Source organism: Pseudomonas syringae, from assembly GCF_001698815.1.
GTDB classification, from domain to species: Bacteria; Pseudomonadota; Gammaproteobacteria; order Pseudomonadales; family Pseudomonadaceae; genus Aquipseudomonas; species Aquipseudomonas syringae_A.
Window position 1 is genome coordinate 66238 of the sequence record NZ_LGSI01000044.1, and the last position, 14729, is coordinate 80966.

The window sequence follows — 14729 nt, forward strand, 5'->3', positions numbered from 1 at the left end:
AATCAGTGTAATATCGGCGCCGAGGTCAACTGTCTTTTCGGACAGCGCCTTTTTTTAAGCCTTTGAATGATTGCGCAATCATCGCTCGATCATATGGGCCTCAGGAGATTGAAAGCCACGCCGTTCCAATGCCGAATTTCACAATAAGGAAAATAAAAGTGAGTGATCCTGCGCAATCGGTAGCCAAGACAAACGTCCGCTATCTCATCCTGGTGATGATCTTCATCGTCACAGTCTTCAACTACGTAGATCGGGCAACGCTGTCCATTGCCGCGCCCAGTATGCGCACCGACCTGGGCTTCGATGCCCTGACCATGGGCATTGCCTTCTCGGCGTTCGGTTGGGCGTATACCTCGATGCAGCTGCCCGGCGGCATCATCCTCGACCGGTTCGGCTCGCGTCTGGTGCTTGGCCTGAGTCTGATCATCTGGTCGGTGTTCACCTTCCTGCAAGGTTACGTTGACCTGTTCAGTTCCGCGTTTCTGGCGCTGTTTGTCTTGCGCTTCATGATGGGCGTTGCCGAGGCACCAGCATTTCCGGCCAACAACCGGCTGACGGTCATGTGGTTTCCGCGTCACGAAAGGGGTTTGGCCACGGCTGTTTTTCAGTCCGCGCAGTATTTCGCACTGGCCGCCTTTACGCCGTTGATGGTCTGGCTGGTGAGTACCTGGGGATGGCAGCACGTGTTTTGGGTCACGGGCGGCGCGGGTATCCTGATCGGTTTGCTGTGGTTCCGGATGGTTCAGGAGCCGCGCAAGGACAAGCGCGCCAATCAGGCGGAAATCGACTACATCGAGGCGGGTGGCGGCTTGCCAACCATCGGCGACGTGAAGACCCCGTTCAGCTGGAAAAGCCTGAAGGCCATCGGTGGCAACCGCATGATGGTGGGCATCTATCTGGGTCAGTTCTGCCTGACCTCGATCACCTGGTTTTTCCTGACCTGGTTTCCGACGTACCTGATCGAAGCCAAGGGCATGACTATGCTGAAGGTCGGCCTGGTCGCCGCGATTCCGCCCATCGCCGGTTGCCTGGGCGGCATGATCGGTGGCGTCTGGTCCGACTGGATGCTGCGCAAGAATTTCAGTCTGACTGCGGCACGCAAGACGCCAATCATCTGTGGGCTGTTGCTCTCCAGCAGCATCATGGTCGCCAACTACACGCAGTCCATCACGCTGGTGATTCTGGTGATGTCGGTTGCGTTCTTCGCCAAGGGCGTCGGCAATCTGGGCTGGTGCATCGTCGGTGACGTCTCACCGGCACGCGCCATGGGCTTGAGCGGCGCGATGTTCAACTTCTGCGGCAACCTTGCCAGCATCGTTACCCCCATCGCTATTGGCGTGATGATCAATCAGTTGGGTTCGTTCGATGTCGCGCTGATGTACGTCGCCGGAATGGGTCTGTTGGGAGCATTTTCCTATCTGTTCATCGTCGGGCCACTCAAGCGTCTGGAACTCGATGACTTCGAAGATCCACCGGCTCGACCTGTCGAAGCCGCTGCGGCGAATGCCGAGCTGACAACTCCCCGCACCTGATCTCTGTTCAAACCTCATGAATGAAGGAGAGCGCACATGCTCGCACAACAACAATCCATCAAGTCCGCCGACGATGACCGCATTGCCTGGGTTCGGGTCTCGTCGGTCATCCTGCCGCTGGCCAATCCGATCAGTGATGCCAAGGTGCTGACCGGCCGGCAAAAGCCGATGACCGAAATCGTCATCCTGTTCGCTGAAATCGAAACGGTCGACGGCCACAGCGGCCTTGGCTTCAGCTATTCCAAGCGTGCCGGCGGGCCGGGCCAATTCGCCCATGCCAAGGAAATTGCCCCGGCGCTGATCGGCGAAAACCCCAGTGACATCGCCAAGCTGTGGACCAAGTTGTGCTGGGCTGGCGCTTCGGTGGGCCGCAGCGGTATGTCGACCCAGGCTATCGGCGCGTTCGATGTGGCGTTGTGGGATCTGAAAGCCAAACGCGCCAACCTGTCGCTGGCCCGCCTGCTGGGTGCGCAGCGTGATTCGGTACGCTGCTACAACACATCGGGCGGTTTCCTGCACACGCCGCTGGATCAGTTGATGAAGAACACTGATCTGTCCCGCGAAAAGGGCATTGGCGGCATCAAGCTGAAAGTCGGCCAGCCGGACTGCGCCATCGACATCAAACGCGTCAGCACGGTTCGCAAACACCTGGGTGATGACTTCCCGCTGATGGTTGATGCCAACCAGCAATGGGATCGCCCAACGGCGCAGCGCATGTGCCGTCGGTTTGAAGAGCACAACCTGATCTGGATCGAAGAACCTCTGGACTGCTACGACGCGGAAGGCCATGCGGCGTTGGCGCAGCAGTTCGATACGCCGATTGCCACCGGCGAAATGCTCACCAGCGTTGCCGAACACGCTGAGTTCATCAAGCTGCGAGGCGCTGACTTCCTGATGCCCGACGCGCCGCGCGTCGGCGGGATCACGCCTTATTTGAAAGTCGCGGCAATGGCCGAGCAAGCAGGTTTGATGCTTGCACCGCACTTCGCCATGGAACTGCACGTTCACCTGGCCGCTGCCTATCCGACCGAGCCTTGGGTCGAGCATTTCGAATGGCTCGAACCGCTGTTCAACGAGCGTCTGGAAACCCGCGACGGCCGAATGCTCGTTCCTACGCGACCCGGTCTTGGGTTGACACTCAGCGGGCAGGTCAAACCCTGGACAGCTCAGGAAGCGGAAGTCGGAACTCGTCCCTGAACTCGACCGCGCTGTGGCTTGCTGCGCCCTGGTGTGCGAGGCTCTGACCAGAGCCTCTATAAAAAGGATGAACGACGATGATCGACAGCAAAGGCGATGTTTTAGTCTGGGGTCCCATGCACGCATCCTTGATGCAGGCGTTGGAAGCCAACGTCAATGTGCACAAGCGTTGGGAAATAGCCGACTTCAACAGTTGGGCGGTTTCCCACGCCGAAGCCATACGCGTCGTGGTGACCAGCGGTGTGTACGGTGCCGATAACGCGACGCTGGATAAGCTGCCCAATCTCGAAGCGATTACCAGTTTTGGCGTCGGCTATGACGCGGTCGACACCGCTTATCTCGCCGGTCGCGGCATCCAGTTGAGCAACACGCCCGACGTGCTCAACAACAGCGTGGCTGAAACCGCGCTTGCGTTGATGCTCTGCGTGTCACGGCGCATCAGTGAAGCCGAGCGCTTCGTGCGTGCGGGCAAATGGCAGCAGGCGAAATTCCCCTTGGGCAACGACCTGCATGGCAAAACCTGTGGGATCGTCGGGTTGGGGAAAATCGGCAAAACCATCGCCAGACTCGTCAGCGCATTCGATATGCACGTCGCCTATTTCCGGCCAAGCGGGCCTTATGCCGATGTTTCCTACACTCATTACGCTGATCTTCAGGAACTCGCAGCGGCTGCGGATTACCTGGTGGTCATCGTTCCCGGGGGCGCTGACACGCGACACCTGATCAACCGTGAAGTCATGCGCGCACTCGGCCCGTCGTCATTTCTGATCAACGTTGCCCGGGGCACCGTCGTTGACGAAGCCGCATTGGTGGCCGCATTGCTTGAATCTGAAGTCGGGGGAGCCGGGCTGGATGTGTTCGATGACGAACCTAATGTGCCGGCCGAACTGATCACGATGGATAACGTTGTGCTGCTGCCGCACATCGGCAGCGGCACTCACGAGACTCGCCAGGCCATGGCGGATCTGGTCTACACCAATCTTGCTGCGTGGTTTGAACAGGGAAAACTGGTCACGCCGGTGAGTCTGTAGGAGATCTCCTGTCGTCCAGACGCCGCGCTGTCGCGCAGCAAACTCTGGCACCCGTTGGAGCGAGGCTTGCCCGCGAAGAACGATGACGCGGTAGAGCTGGGTCACCGAGGCGTCTGATTCGCGGGCAAGTCGGAACGCCGCCCGCTCGCTCCTACGAGCATTTCAATTTAATGGTTGTGCGTTGTTTGATGAGAGCCAACTTGTTGGCGAGGCGTATTGTCTGGCCGCTTCGCGAGCAAGTTCGCTCCCACACACACTCAGTCCAGATCACTGGCTTGATGCCGCTCCGGCACCTGAGTCGCCTCATCGCCCCAGGTCCGGTTGACGCGCAGGCCGCGAATCACTGCAGGTCGCTTGGCGATTTCTTGCGCCCAGCGCTGCACATGGGTGTATTCGTGGGCAGCAAGAAATTCCGCAGCCGAATACACGTTGCCGAGCACCACCTGGCCATACCACGACCAGACCGCGATATCGGCGATGGTATAGCTGTCGCCAGCCAGGTAGGGGCTTTCGCCAAGTCGCCGATCAAGCACATCCAGCTGCCGCTTGGCCTCCATGGTGAAGCGGTTGATCGGGTACTCAAGCTTCTCCGGCGCATACAGGTAGAAATGCCCGAAGCCGCCGCCGAGGTAGGGCGCTGCACCCATCTGCCAGAACAGCCAGTTCAGGGTTTCGGTACGCCCGGTCAGATCGGTGGGCAGGAGCGCGCCGAACTTTTCTGCCAGATACAGCAGGATCGAACCGGACTCGAAAACCCGGATCGCCGGCTCGACGCTGCGGTCCAGCAGCGCCGGGATTTTCGAATTCGGGTTGATGTCGACAAAACCGCTGGAGAATTGGTCGCCCTCGTTGATGCGAATCAGCCAGGCGTCGTACTCGGCGCCGGAGTGCCCAAGCGCCAGTAACTCCTCCAGCAGGATCGTCACCTTCACGCCATTGGGCGTGGCCAGCGAATACAGCTGCAACGGCTGCTTGCCGACCGGCAATACCTTGTCGTGGGTCGGTCCGGCAATCGGGCGGTTGATATTGGCGAACTGGCCACCAGACGGCGCATCATCTTTCCAGACTGTAGGGGGAACATAGGCAGCTTTACTCATGAGACGAACCTCGTAATGTGCTAGTTCTGATGCGGCGGATCGCGGATAGACGGCTTTCGATAGACCTCAGCCAGCAGTGACACTCATCCCGCCATCGGCCATGACCACTGATCCAACCATATAGGACGCCCGACTGGAAGCCAGGAATGCCACCACTTCAGCAATTTCTTCGGGTTGAGCGGCGCGTTTGATCGGCGTGGTTTCTCCATGGCTGGCGAGAAAGGCCGGGCCGTCATCTACAACCTCATTGAGGATGTTGGTTACGACATCTCCGGAACCGACCGCGTTCACCCGGATTCCGTGCTCGATGACTTCCAGCGCGAGGGTCCGTGTCAGCTGGACTAGCGCGCCCTTGGATGCCGCGTAAGCCGCGATCGTCGGGAAAGACTGATACGCCGCGTAAGAGGCGATGTTCACGATTGCTCCGGTACCGTTAGGAATCATTGCCTTTGCGGCTTCGCGAGCGTGCATGAACGCCGCCGTGACGTTGACGTGCTGAATTCGCTCCCATTCCTCGCGTGTCATATCGATGAGCAGTTTATTGAGGATGATCCCGGCATTGTTCACCAGAATGTCCAGGCGACCGAATTGCTTGATCGCCAATGCGACGGCCGCTTCGGCTGCACCGTCTTCGGTAATGTCCGCAACCAGCGGTACCAGGCCTGGCCGGGCGAGATCCTGTACTGTCGCGTTCCTGTCTTCGGCGACCACACTGGCGCCCCGGTCATGCAGCAACAGCGCAACTGCGCGACCTATCCCGCTGGCCGCGCCAGTGACGAGCGCGACCTGACCTGCAAACTCTTTATTCATATCGGACATGATTCACTCCAGCTTCCTGGTTCAGCGGCTTGATTGCTGCTGAACGACGCCAGCACTGTCGCTTATCCGTCCATTGGCATCTGACGCCGTCTTGCCGGACTATCGGGATATTGCTTTTTTATCAGCCAGGAGGATTAATGACCCATCAATGAATATCGGTAAATCCATGAAAACTCCGGCCCGTCCTGCTCGAATCCCGGCACAAGAAATGCCCGAGTATTTGCCCGCTGGCGCGCATGAGGCGGCAGGTCCCTCTACCTATCCTGACGTGCAGTTGCAGCTCTATACGCATCACAGCACCGAGCAGACGCTGATTGTCCCGGCGGTGGCCGAGCCTTTGCTGGTGCTGGTGTTGTCCGGAAGCGCGCTGGTCCAGGAGCGAGCGGTCGGGCAAGATTGGGTTGCAAACGCGGTGACGGCCGATGATTTCTTCCTCACCATGTCCCATGAGCCCTATGAAATGCGTTGGGAAACACAGGGCGGCGCGGATTTTCAGGTGGTGCATGTTTATCTGAGCCAGCGCTTGCTGGACCTGGCTGCGCGGGACGTACTGGCGGACCGGGTCAATAATCTGCAGTTGCGGGATGTCTCTGGCGCACGAGATGCGCCCGTTTCCCGGTTGATCAGAGTGTTGCATCAGGAAGTGACAGGCCCTGGGCCGAGCAGCTCGCTCTATCTACAGGGCGTTGCCCAGGCGCTTGCCATCCATCTAGTGCGCAACTACCGCGACGAACACGCCGGTCTCAGGCCGCCCAATGCATTGCCTGCGCACAAACTGCACCGAGTGATTGATCGGATGGAGCGGGGGCTTGCAACGGAGTTCAGCCTGGCGGCGCTGGCAGCAGAAGCAGGCATGAGCGAGTTTTATTTCAGTCGCCTGTTCCGCAGGGCAACGGGGCAATCGCCATCGCAGTATTTCATCCGGATGCGGATGGCGGCGGCGCGCCGATTGCTGTTGAAATCAACGCTAAGCGTCATCGAAATCGCCCTCGAAGTGGGCTACGGCAGTCCAAGTCACTTTGCCCACGTCTTCAAGCGTCATACTGGCATTACGCCGCGTGAATACCGTCGGGGCTGAACACGGCCGATGAGAGGGAATTATTTCGCCTAAAACAGCTGTAATACAATACGATTGTGTATAACGAAGCCGATCATGACGATTGGTTACGCTCGATCCAGGCGACGGCCCGCGCGGCGTCGCAGCAATGAATGTAGAGGTCTCAGGGAATACACCATGAAAGTACAACGCCAGGCGTCATCTTTGCGGCATCAGGTGCAGGATGCACTGCGCAACGAAATCATCTCCGGTCGGTTCAAGCCCGGTGATCGGCTGGTGGAGCAGCAGCTCTACACGGCTCTGGACGTCAGTCGCACCTCGTTGCGCGAAGCATTGCGGCAACTGGAAGCGGAAGGTCTGGTGGAGCAGGTTCCCCATCGCGGGGCGTACGTGGCCTCAGTGGATGCCAAGGACGCGATTCAGATCTACGACGTGCGCGGCGCGCTGGAAGTGCTCGCCGTGCGCAACTTCGTGCGCTACGCCACTGACGAAGACGTGACCGAACTGGCGGACGTTTTCGACGAGTTTGTCGAGCAATCTCACACTGAAACCCTCGACGGCGCAGCGCTGCTGGACATCAAGCGGCGCTTCTATCATGTGTTGCTGGATATCGAGCAGAGCAATGTGGTCGGCAGCATGCTGGAACAGTTGAACAACCGCGTCAGTCTGCTACGGGCTTTGTCCCTCGGTCGTCAGGGGCGAATGGTGCATACCCTGGCTGAACTGAAGGAGATCGTGCGCATGATTCAGCTGCGCGATGAACCCGGCGCGTGTGCCGCCGCCCTGCTGCACGTGGAAAACGCCTCGAAAAACGTATTGGAATTGCTGGCGCTGAACGGCGTTCATTCGGTGCAATAAATGTTTGTGTACGCAGGCCATTGCTCCCTGTAGGAGCCAACTTGTTGGCGAGGCAATAGGCCTGCGTACCCAGAACTATCGCCTCGCGAACAAGTTCACTCCTACCGAGTTATGTATCGTTCGGTAGGACCGGACTTGTCCGGGAAGGCGTCGGGTCTGCCGAGAAAGATCTTCAGCGTTTGCACCGACCTCTTCGGGGACAAGTCCCCTTACAGCACCCGCCCAGCAATCAGCGCAACGCTGAATACGCGGTCGGCGTCAGGAATTGGTTCTCAATGCGCTGCACGATGATCGCTTGGGCTTCGCTTTCGGCGCGTTTGGCGATCCATTCGGCGTCGCTCTGGAAAGCATTCCACTTGGCTTCCCGGTCGGCGAGGCTGTCCCATTTCAGCAAATAGGTCAGGGTCTGGTTGCTCTCGCCGCTCAGCGACGTCCAGAAACCCACCTGTTCGATTCCATACTTTTCGAAAAATCCCAGGGTGATCTTGCTGAAGCGTTCGTGCAGCGCCGGCAGGCGGCCTGGTGCGCAATGGTAAGTGCGTAGTTCAACGATCATTTTGTAACCTCTTTTTATATGTACCGATCAGGAAATAGGCAAAGTAGCCTATTGACCGATTGTATGACAGTCATATAGTTTTGTCGCAACTGCTGGCGCGCACCGAGCAGAAAAAACATCAGGTGCCGCCGTGAACCCGTTTTGAAAACACATTTCGAAAAATAAAAAGGGCGCGAAAATGACTCAACCAACACGCATCGGTTTCATCGGCCTCGGCATGATGGGTCTGCCGATGACCACCTGCCTGAGCAAAGCCGGGTTCCAGTTATTTCTTGCCGATGCCGATGCCGGGCGTTTGCAGGAGATTCAGACTGCTCTCGGCGCATCCGCACTGGATGCCGAGAACGCCAAATCCCTCGATGTGCTGATCACCATGCTGCCCAATTCGAATATCGTCGAAAGCGTGTTGCTGGGCGCCGACGGCAAATCGGGCTGGGCCGCGTCATTGGATGCAAACACGGTGGTCATCGACATGAGCTCCTCGGAACCGGCGCGCTCCCGGGATCTGGGGCAGAAACTCGTCAGCATCGGCCTCGCGTATCTCGATGCACCGGTCTCCGGCGGCGTGAAGCGCGCAGTGGATGGCTCTCTGGCGATTCTGGTTGGCGGAGATCCGGCGGTGATGCAGCGCTGTCAGCCAGTGCTCGACGCGATGGGCAAAAACATCCTGCACATCGGCGAGGCGGGTTCCGGCCATGCAGCCAAGGCGCTGAACAATTTCGTCTCCGCTGCTGGCCTGATGGCTACGGTTGAGGCCTTGCACGTGGCCAAACGTTTCGGCATCGATCCCGGCGTGATGGTCGATGTGCTCAATGCGTCCAGCGGTGGCAGCAACACGTCGCTGAACAAGGCCAAGCAATTCATGCTCAGTGGCAGCTTCGCTTCCGGCTTCTCGATGCAGTTGATGAACAAGGACCTGAAGATCGCCAAGGGCTTGTCGGACGCGCTGGACTACCCGCTGCTGTTCGGCCAGCGCGCGATCAAGGTCTGGGATGAGGTGGCGCAAGACGCAACGCCCACCACCGACCACACCGAGATGTACCGAATGCTGGCCAAAGAAGGCGAGTAATCGCGTCTTTCAGCAGATCGTCAACGGAGCAAAGCATATGTCTCATGCAGCCGATTTTTACATCGATGGACAATGGGTGAAGCCAGCGGCTCCCGAGTGGTTCGACGTCATCGATCCCGCCACGGAAACCATCGTCGACCGTCTTGCGTTGGGCAACGCTACGGACGTTGAGCGTGCGGTCGTGGCCGCGCGCCGGGCATTGCCAAGCTACGCGCAAACCAGCGTCGCTCAGCGCGTCGACTTACTGCGCCGAATCGTCTCGATTTATGAACGTCGCCAGGAAGAATTCGCCGAGGCCATGCGCCTGGAAATGGGCTCGCCCATCAGCGCCTCGCGCAATTTCCAGGTGCCGCGTGGCTGGTTGCACCTGAACCAGTTGATTGAAGTACTGCAACGTTTTGAATTCGAACAGCGTCAAGGCAGCACTGTATTGCGCTACGAGCCGGTGGGCGTGTGCGGGCTGATCACACCGTGGAACTGGCCGATCAACCAGATCGTGGTGAAAGTCGGCCCGGCGCTGGCAGCCGGTTGCACCATGGTCCTCAAGCCCAGTGAATATTCGCCGCTGAGCAGCCTGCTGTTCGCCGAAGTATTGGACGAGGCTGGCGTGCCTGCGGGCGTGTTCAATCTGGTCAATGGCGATGGCCCCGGCGTTGGCGCTGCGCTGTCGTCGCATCCGGACGTCGACATGCTGTCGTTCACCGGGTCGACCCGCGCTGGCGTGCTGGTAGCGAAATCAGCGGCGGACACCGTCAAGCGCGTTGCCCAGGAGTTGGGCGGCAAGTCGGCGAATATCCTGCTCGACGACGTGGATTTGCAAAACGCAGTGACCCGTGGCGTCGCAGCCTGCTTCACCAATAGCGGTCAGTCGTGCTCGATCCCGACCCGCATGTTGATCCCCCGTGGCCTGATGGACGACGCAATCCAGATCGCCAGACACGCCGCCGAAGCGTTCAAGGTTGGCGCGACCACCGATCAAGCCACTCAGCTCGGGCCGTTGGTCAATCATGCGCAATGGCGTCGGGTTCAGGCACTGATTCAGGCCGGCATCGATGAGGGCGCGCAACTGGTGACCGGTGGTGTGGGCAAGCCTGAAGGGCTGTCCAAAGGCTACTTCGTCAAACCCACGGTGTTCGCCAACGTGACGCCGCAGATGTCCATTGCCCAAGAAGAAATTTTCGGCCCGGTGCTGTCGATGATCGCCTATGACGATGAGGCCCAAGCAATTCAGATCGCCAACGACACGCCTTATGGGTTGGCGGCGTATGTGCAATCGGCTGATCAGAATCGGGCGCGTAACGTCGCGCGCGCCTTGCAGGCCGGCAGCGTGCATCTGAATTACCCGCCTGCTGATTTCGCCGCGCCGTTCGGTGGCTACAAACGCTCCGGCAACGGCCGCGAGTGGGGCGAGTTCGGTTTGCGCGAATATCTGGAAGTGAAATCCATAGTGGGTTACGGCGACTGAAACCCTGGCTGAACCGCTGCTTTGAGCTAAAAAATTTGCCTGTAAAGACTGTATGACAATCTGTCGATAGTACGAAACTGGAGAGAACGATGGACGACAACGAACGCTTTAACCAAGGCTTCAACAACCGCAAGGAAGTCCTCGGTGATCTGCACGTGGAGAAATCCTGGGCTGCGGCGGATGACTTCAATCGGCCGATCCAGAAGCTGGTCACCGAAGTGTGCTGGGGCGAAATCTGGGGCGACGAAACCTTGCCGTTCAAGACCCGCAGCATCGCCAATCTGGCAATGCTTACAGCCATGAGTCAGCACCACGAACTGGGCGTACACGTGCGCGGCGCATTGCGTAACGGAGTGACCAAGGAAGAAATCCGCGCGGTGCTGATGCAGGCCTCGATTTACTGCGGCGTGCCGCTGGGCCTGGCAGCATTCCGTGTTGCATCGGCGGCGATCAAGGCCTACGAGGCGGAAATCGCCGGAGCCTGATCCGCTCCATAACCTCCCTTGCCGTTCAACAATAATTATAAGGAAACGTCATGAGTACCCATGCCCACGCCCCAGCCCAGGCCAGACCGCTGGCCGAGACCGATCAGTCGATCGAGAAGAAAAGAAGGAACGCGATCAAAGGCGCGTTCTTCTCCGAATACATCGATATGTTCGACATCTATTTGCCGGTCGTCGTGCTTTCCCCTGTGTTGTTCTTCTTCCAGCCTGCCCAGTTGTCGCCGGGCATGGCCGCGATTCTCGCCTCGCTGGTGTTCATCACCACGCTGCTTGGGCGGCCCATCGGTGCACTGTTGTTCGGCATGATCGCTGACAAGACCGGGCGGCGCATGGCCTCGATTTATTCGGTATCAGGCTTCGGCGTGGTGACCTTCCTGATTGCCTTGCTGCCGGGTTACGAGACCATCGGCATTGCCTCGTACTGGGCCTTGGTGCTGCTGCGTTTTGTCGACGGGATTTTCCTCGGCGGTGGCTACACCGGGGCGATGCCGCTGGCCATCGAGTATTCGAAAAAGCATCAGCGTGGCTTCGTGGGCGGCCTGATCATCGCCGGTTTTCCGCTGGCCTACGTCAGCATCAATCTGGTGGCGATGCTGATGTTCATGCTGTTCCCGCTGGCCGGTCCCGATTCGCCGTACGTGCAATGGGGCTGGCGGATTCCGTTTGTGATCGGCGCGGTATTGGCTGGCGTGCTGGCGCTGTATTACATCTATGCAGTTTCCGAGTCCGAGATCTGGGAAGAGGACGCCGAGAAAAAACCTCGGGAGAAACTGCCGCTGACTGATCTGCTCAAAGGCAAAAGCGGTCGCAACCTGCTGCAAGTGCTGCTGATGATGACCGGCTTCTGGCTGACACAGAACATCATCACGATTTTCCTGCCCACCGGTTTGCTGGTGAACACCCTGCATCTTTCGGGGATGCAAGTAACCGGCACGCTGCTGATTTCCTACTCGGTGCTGTTCTTCAGCTACATCGCTTCGGGGATGATCGGCCAGAAAATCGGCCGTCGACGCTTCTTCCTGATCCTTGGGCCGATCATCGCCACGGTCGGCGCTGGCGTCATGTATGTGCTGGCTAACGTCCCTGGCTTGTCACTGCCGGTGATCATGACCCTGGTCTGCCTGCTTTCGGTGTTGGTCACCGCGCCATGGGGCGTAATCGTCACTTACATCAATGAACGTTTTGTCACTGACGTGCGCGCCACCGGCTTTGGCGTCGGCTTCAGCCTGTCGGTGATCATCCCGTCGTTCTACGCCTTCTACATGGCGTGGCTGGGCCAGATCATTCCTTTCACCATGACCCCGGCAGTCCTGCTGTGCGTGGGCGGCGTTATCGCCACCATCGGCGCGTACATGGGGCCGGAAACCAAGGACGTCGATTTCTGACGCCTGGCTGACCTGACAGAACAATAACCAACGGGAGAACGTTGTGGACAATAAAACCATTGGCTTCATCGGCCTGGGCAACATGGGCGGTCGCATGACCCGTTGTCTGGTTGATGCAGGCCTGGACGTACTGGGTTACGACACGGATAGCCAGCGGGTCGAAAACGCTGGCGCACAGGTTGCAGAATCCATCGGCCAGGTCGCAGCACAAGCGGACGTGGTGTTGCTGTCGTTGCCTGACAGCAAGGTGGTCGAGGCCGTTGTTGAAGGGCCTGAAGGGTTACTCCGCCATTGTCGCGAAGGCCAGATTGTCGTCGATTTGAGTACCGCCGCGGCGAGTTCAACCGTGCGTTTGCACGGCCTGTTTGCCGAACGCGGCGTGCAGTACATCGACGCGGGGATTTCCGGCGGCGCCGCTGCGGCGGAGAAGGGCGCGCTGACCTTGATGGTCGGTGGCGATGCCGCCAGCGTCGCGGCCTTGGATTGGGTATTTGCGCCCATCGCCAGCAAGGTGTTCCTGATGGGCGAAAGCGGCGCCGGGCACACCACCAAATTGCTCAACAACTTCCTCAACGCGGTGAGCCTTGCTGCCACCGCCGAAGTGATGGTCGCCGGCAAAAAAGCCGGTCTGGACCTGCACCAATTACTCGACGTGCTCAACAGCAGCAGCGGGGTCAATTTCGCCACGCAAAAGCGCTTCCCGTACATCGTCGACGGTAATTATCTGGAAGGCGGCCTGACCGGAAAATTGATGAGCAAGGACGTGGTGCTCTACATCGACCGGGTGCGTGAGCTGGGCGTCGCTTCGCTCAACGCGTCCGGGCCTTTGGCGAGCTTCGGCCTGCAGGTCGCGCTGGGTTATGGCGACCAGATCAGCAACAAAGTCGTGGACGCCATCGGCGATATGTCCGGCGGCGTCCGGCTTCACCAAACCTGGAAAGAGGACAAGGCATGAAGGTTATTCACGGCAGCATCGAAGGGGCGATTTCCGAGCAGCGCGGCGCGACGTTTACCGGCGTGGTCTGGGCTGATCCGGTGATGCCGACCACTGACGGCGTGACCATCAACAACGTCTCGTTCAATCCCGGTGCGCGCACGTTCTGGCATTTTCATGAGTTCGGTCAGGTGCTTTACGTCACCGCCGGCAGCGGCTGGATCTGTCTGGAAGGCAGCGATCCGCAGGTGATTCGTCAGGGCGACACGGTGTGGATCGGCCCCGGCGAACGGCATTGGCACGGCGCCAATACCGAGAACTTCATGGTCCACACCGCGACGTCCATCGGCAAAACCGTGTGGCAGGAAGTGGTTGCCGACCACGATTACCTGCGCGCGGCGCGCTGATCCCGGAACAGAGGAGACCAGCACATGGCACTTAACGAAAAACAACAACAAGCCAGGGATGCCTTTGAGCGTAGTGGCGGGACCTGGAACCCAGCGTGGGAAAGCATCCTGCGCCTGGACCCCGGCTTTCTCGAAGCCTATGCCGATTTCGCCGCCGTGCCGTGGCAGAAGAACCATCTGGAACACAAGGTCAAGGCGTTCATCGGCATTGCTGCCAGTGCTGCGGCGACGCACTTGTTTCAACCGGGCATTCACGAGCATTTGCGGGTCGCCATCGCCCACGGCGCAAGCCGTGAGGAACTGATGGAAGTGCTGGAGTTGATCAGCACCGTCGGCATCCACGCCTCGAATGTCGGGGTGCCGGTGCTGCTCGAAGTGCTGGAGGAAGAGGGCCTGCGTCATGGTCCTGAACCTCTGGATGCCCGGCGCGAAGCCCTGAAATCCAGCTTCATCGAGAATCGCGGCTACTGGCATTCGACCTGGGAAGGTTTGCTGGAACTCGACCCCGAGCTGTTCGAAGCCTACGTCGAGTTCTCCTCTGTGCCTTGGCGGACCGGCGTTCTGTCGCCGGTGGTCAAGGAATTGATGTATTGCGCCTTCGACGCCGCCGCCACGCACCTGTACGTGCCGGGCCTCAAGCTGCATATGCGCAACGCCTTGCGTTACGGCGCCAGCAAGGAACAGATCATGGAAATGCTGGAGATTGTCAGCGTGATCGGCATTCACGGGGCGCTGGTCGCCGCGCCGATGCTGGAACACGCCTGGGGCGAAGCCGCCCAGCCAGCCAGTCCGAACCCAGACCTCTAGCCCTAATCAATC

At 59.1% G+C, this 14729-nt stretch carries 15 protein-coding genes and 1 pseudogene; 13 read left to right on the forward strand and 3 right to left on the reverse strand.

Annotation, left to right across the window (positions count from 1 at the left end; all coding sequences use genetic code 11):
- Positions 1-128: 128 nt before the first annotated feature.
- The 3 genes from AFK24_RS14225 to AFK24_RS14235 all read left to right on the forward strand — a co-directional run bounded on the left by AFK24_RS14225 (position 129) and on the right by AFK24_RS14235 (position 3760).
- The gene (locus AFK24_RS14225) at positions 129-1532 is read left to right on the forward strand and encodes an MFS transporter (protein ID WP_065833805.1); all 1404 of its coding nucleotides are present in this window, start codon (positions 129-131) and stop codon (positions 1530-1532) included.
- Positions 1533-1568: 36 nt separating this feature from the next.
- Positions 1569-2729 (forward strand): L-talarate/galactarate dehydratase, encoded by a 1161-nt coding sequence (locus tag AFK24_RS14230; RefSeq protein WP_065833806.1) that lies wholly within the window; start codon positions 1569-1571, stop codon positions 2727-2729.
- Positions 2730-2806: 77 nt separating this feature from the next.
- Entirely contained in the window at positions 2807-3760 is a 954-nt protein-coding gene (locus AFK24_RS14235) for a 2-hydroxyacid dehydrogenase (protein ID WP_065833807.1), read from the forward strand.
- Between the two features lie 257 nt (positions 3761-4017).
- Here the strand turns inward: AFK24_RS14235 and yghU are convergent, their stop codons facing one another.
- Positions 4018-4857 carry a glutathione-dependent disulfide-bond oxidoreductase gene (gene yghU, locus AFK24_RS14240; protein ID WP_065833808.1) on the reverse strand — a complete coding sequence of 280 codons (840 nt, stop codon included), beginning with the start codon at positions 4855-4857 and terminating at the stop codon, positions 4018-4020.
- A 66-nt stretch (positions 4858-4923) separates the two neighbouring features.
- Complete coding sequence (locus AFK24_RS14245; protein ID WP_065833809.1) at positions 4924-5676, reverse strand: SDR family NAD(P)-dependent oxidoreductase; 753 nt, start codon at positions 5674-5676, stop codon at positions 4924-4926.
- Between the two features lie 148 nt (positions 5677-5824).
- Between AFK24_RS14245 and AFK24_RS14250 the strand changes: the two genes are divergently transcribed.
- Both AFK24_RS14250 and AFK24_RS14255 read left to right on the forward strand, forming a co-directional pair.
- Entirely contained in the window at positions 5825-6754 is a 930-nt protein-coding gene (locus AFK24_RS14250) for a helix-turn-helix domain-containing protein (protein WP_065833810.1), read from the forward strand.
- A gap of 156 nt (positions 6755-6910) precedes the next feature.
- Complete coding sequence (locus AFK24_RS14255; protein ID WP_065833811.1) at positions 6911-7591, forward strand: GntR family transcriptional regulator; 681 nt, start codon at positions 6911-6913, stop codon at positions 7589-7591.
- 229 nt (positions 7592-7820) lie between these two features.
- Here AFK24_RS14255 and AFK24_RS14260 read toward each other — a convergent pair whose 3' ends face one another.
- Positions 7821-8147, reverse strand: coding sequence for an NIPSNAP family protein (locus AFK24_RS14260; protein ID WP_065833812.1), 327 nt, complete (start codon positions 8145-8147; stop codon positions 7821-7823).
- Between the two features lie 178 nt (positions 8148-8325).
- On the opposite strand from AFK24_RS14260, the gene AFK24_RS14265 reads away from it, so the two are divergent.
- From AFK24_RS14265 to AFK24_RS14295, 8 genes and pseudogenes are all read left to right on the forward strand, one after another.
- Complete coding sequence (locus tag AFK24_RS14265; RefSeq protein WP_065833813.1) at positions 8326-9216, forward strand: NAD(P)-dependent oxidoreductase; 891 nt, start codon at positions 8326-8328, stop codon at positions 9214-9216.
- A 37-nt stretch (positions 9217-9253) separates the two neighbouring features.
- Positions 9254-10681, forward strand: a complete 1428-nt coding sequence (locus AFK24_RS14270; protein ID WP_065833814.1) for an aldehyde dehydrogenase family protein — start codon at positions 9254-9256, stop codon at positions 10679-10681.
- 89 nt (positions 10682-10770) lie between these two features.
- Entirely contained in the window at positions 10771-11166 is a 396-nt protein-coding gene (locus AFK24_RS14275) for a carboxymuconolactone decarboxylase family protein (RefSeq protein ID WP_065833815.1), read from the forward strand.
- 50 nt (positions 11167-11216) lie between these two features.
- The gene (locus AFK24_RS14280) at positions 11217-12569 is read left to right on the forward strand and encodes an MFS transporter (protein WP_065833816.1); all 1353 of its coding nucleotides are present in this window, start codon (positions 11217-11219) and stop codon (positions 12567-12569) included.
- 40 nt (positions 12570-12609) lie between these two features.
- Positions 12610-13083 (forward strand): annotated as a pseudogene (locus AFK24_RS31895) (NAD(P)-dependent oxidoreductase); the annotation flags it as partial.
- Between the two features lie 6 nt (positions 13084-13089).
- Positions 13090-13524 (forward strand): NAD-binding protein, encoded by a 435-nt coding sequence (locus tag AFK24_RS31900; RefSeq protein ID WP_331152100.1) that lies wholly within the window; start codon positions 13090-13092, stop codon positions 13522-13524.
- Positions 13521-13910: a cupin domain-containing protein gene (locus AFK24_RS14290; RefSeq protein WP_065833818.1), complete on the forward strand. Its 390-nt coding sequence runs from the start codon at positions 13521-13523 to the stop codon at positions 13908-13910. Before AFK24_RS31900 ends, AFK24_RS14290 begins: the two co-directional genes overlap by 4 nt.
- A 24-nt stretch (positions 13911-13934) precedes the next feature.
- Positions 13935-14717, forward strand: coding sequence for a carboxymuconolactone decarboxylase family protein (locus tag AFK24_RS14295; RefSeq protein ID WP_065833819.1), 783 nt, complete (start codon positions 13935-13937; stop codon positions 14715-14717).
- Positions 14718-14729 lie beyond the last annotated feature (12 nt).

Coding starts and splice junctions, on each gene's coding strand:
- AFK24_RS14245 (WP_065833809.1), bottom strand. CDS start 5,676: ATGTCCGATATGAATAAAGAGTTTGCAGGTCAGGTCGCGCTCGTCACT.
- yghU (WP_065833808.1), bottom strand. CDS start 4,857: ATGAGTAAAGCTGCCTATGTTCCCCCTACAGTCTGGAAAGATGATGCG.
- AFK24_RS14225 (WP_065833805.1), top strand. CDS start 129: ATGCCGAATTTCACAATAAGGAAAATAAAAGTGAGTGATCCTGCGCAA.
- AFK24_RS14280 (WP_065833816.1), top strand. CDS start 11,217: ATGAGTACCCATGCCCACGCCCCAGCCCAGGCCAGACCGCTGGCCGAG.
- AFK24_RS14265 (WP_065833813.1), top strand. CDS start 8,326: ATGACTCAACCAACACGCATCGGTTTCATCGGCCTCGGCATGATGGGT.
- AFK24_RS14275 (WP_065833815.1), top strand. CDS start 10,771: ATGGACGACAACGAACGCTTTAACCAAGGCTTCAACAACCGCAAGGAA.
- AFK24_RS31900 (WP_331152100.1), top strand. CDS start 13,090: ATGGGCGAAAGCGGCGCCGGGCACACCACCAAATTGCTCAACAACTTC.
- AFK24_RS14295 (WP_065833819.1), top strand. CDS start 13,935: ATGGCACTTAACGAAAAACAACAACAAGCCAGGGATGCCTTTGAGCGT.
- AFK24_RS14270 (WP_065833814.1), top strand. CDS start 9,254: ATGTCTCATGCAGCCGATTTTTACATCGATGGACAATGGGTGAAGCCA.
- AFK24_RS14250 (WP_065833810.1), top strand. CDS start 5,825: ATGAATATCGGTAAATCCATGAAAACTCCGGCCCGTCCTGCTCGAATC.
- AFK24_RS14235 (WP_065833807.1), top strand. CDS start 2,807: ATGATCGACAGCAAAGGCGATGTTTTAGTCTGGGGTCCCATGCACGCA.
- AFK24_RS14260 (WP_065833812.1), bottom strand. CDS start 8,147: ATGATCGTTGAACTACGCACTTACCATTGCGCACCAGGCCGCCTGCCG.
- AFK24_RS14290 (WP_065833818.1), top strand. CDS start 13,521: ATGAAGGTTATTCACGGCAGCATCGAAGGGGCGATTTCCGAGCAGCGC.
- AFK24_RS14230 (WP_065833806.1), top strand. CDS start 1,569: ATGCTCGCACAACAACAATCCATCAAGTCCGCCGACGATGACCGCATT.
- AFK24_RS14255 (WP_065833811.1), top strand. CDS start 6,911: ATGAAAGTACAACGCCAGGCGTCATCTTTGCGGCATCAGGTGCAGGAT.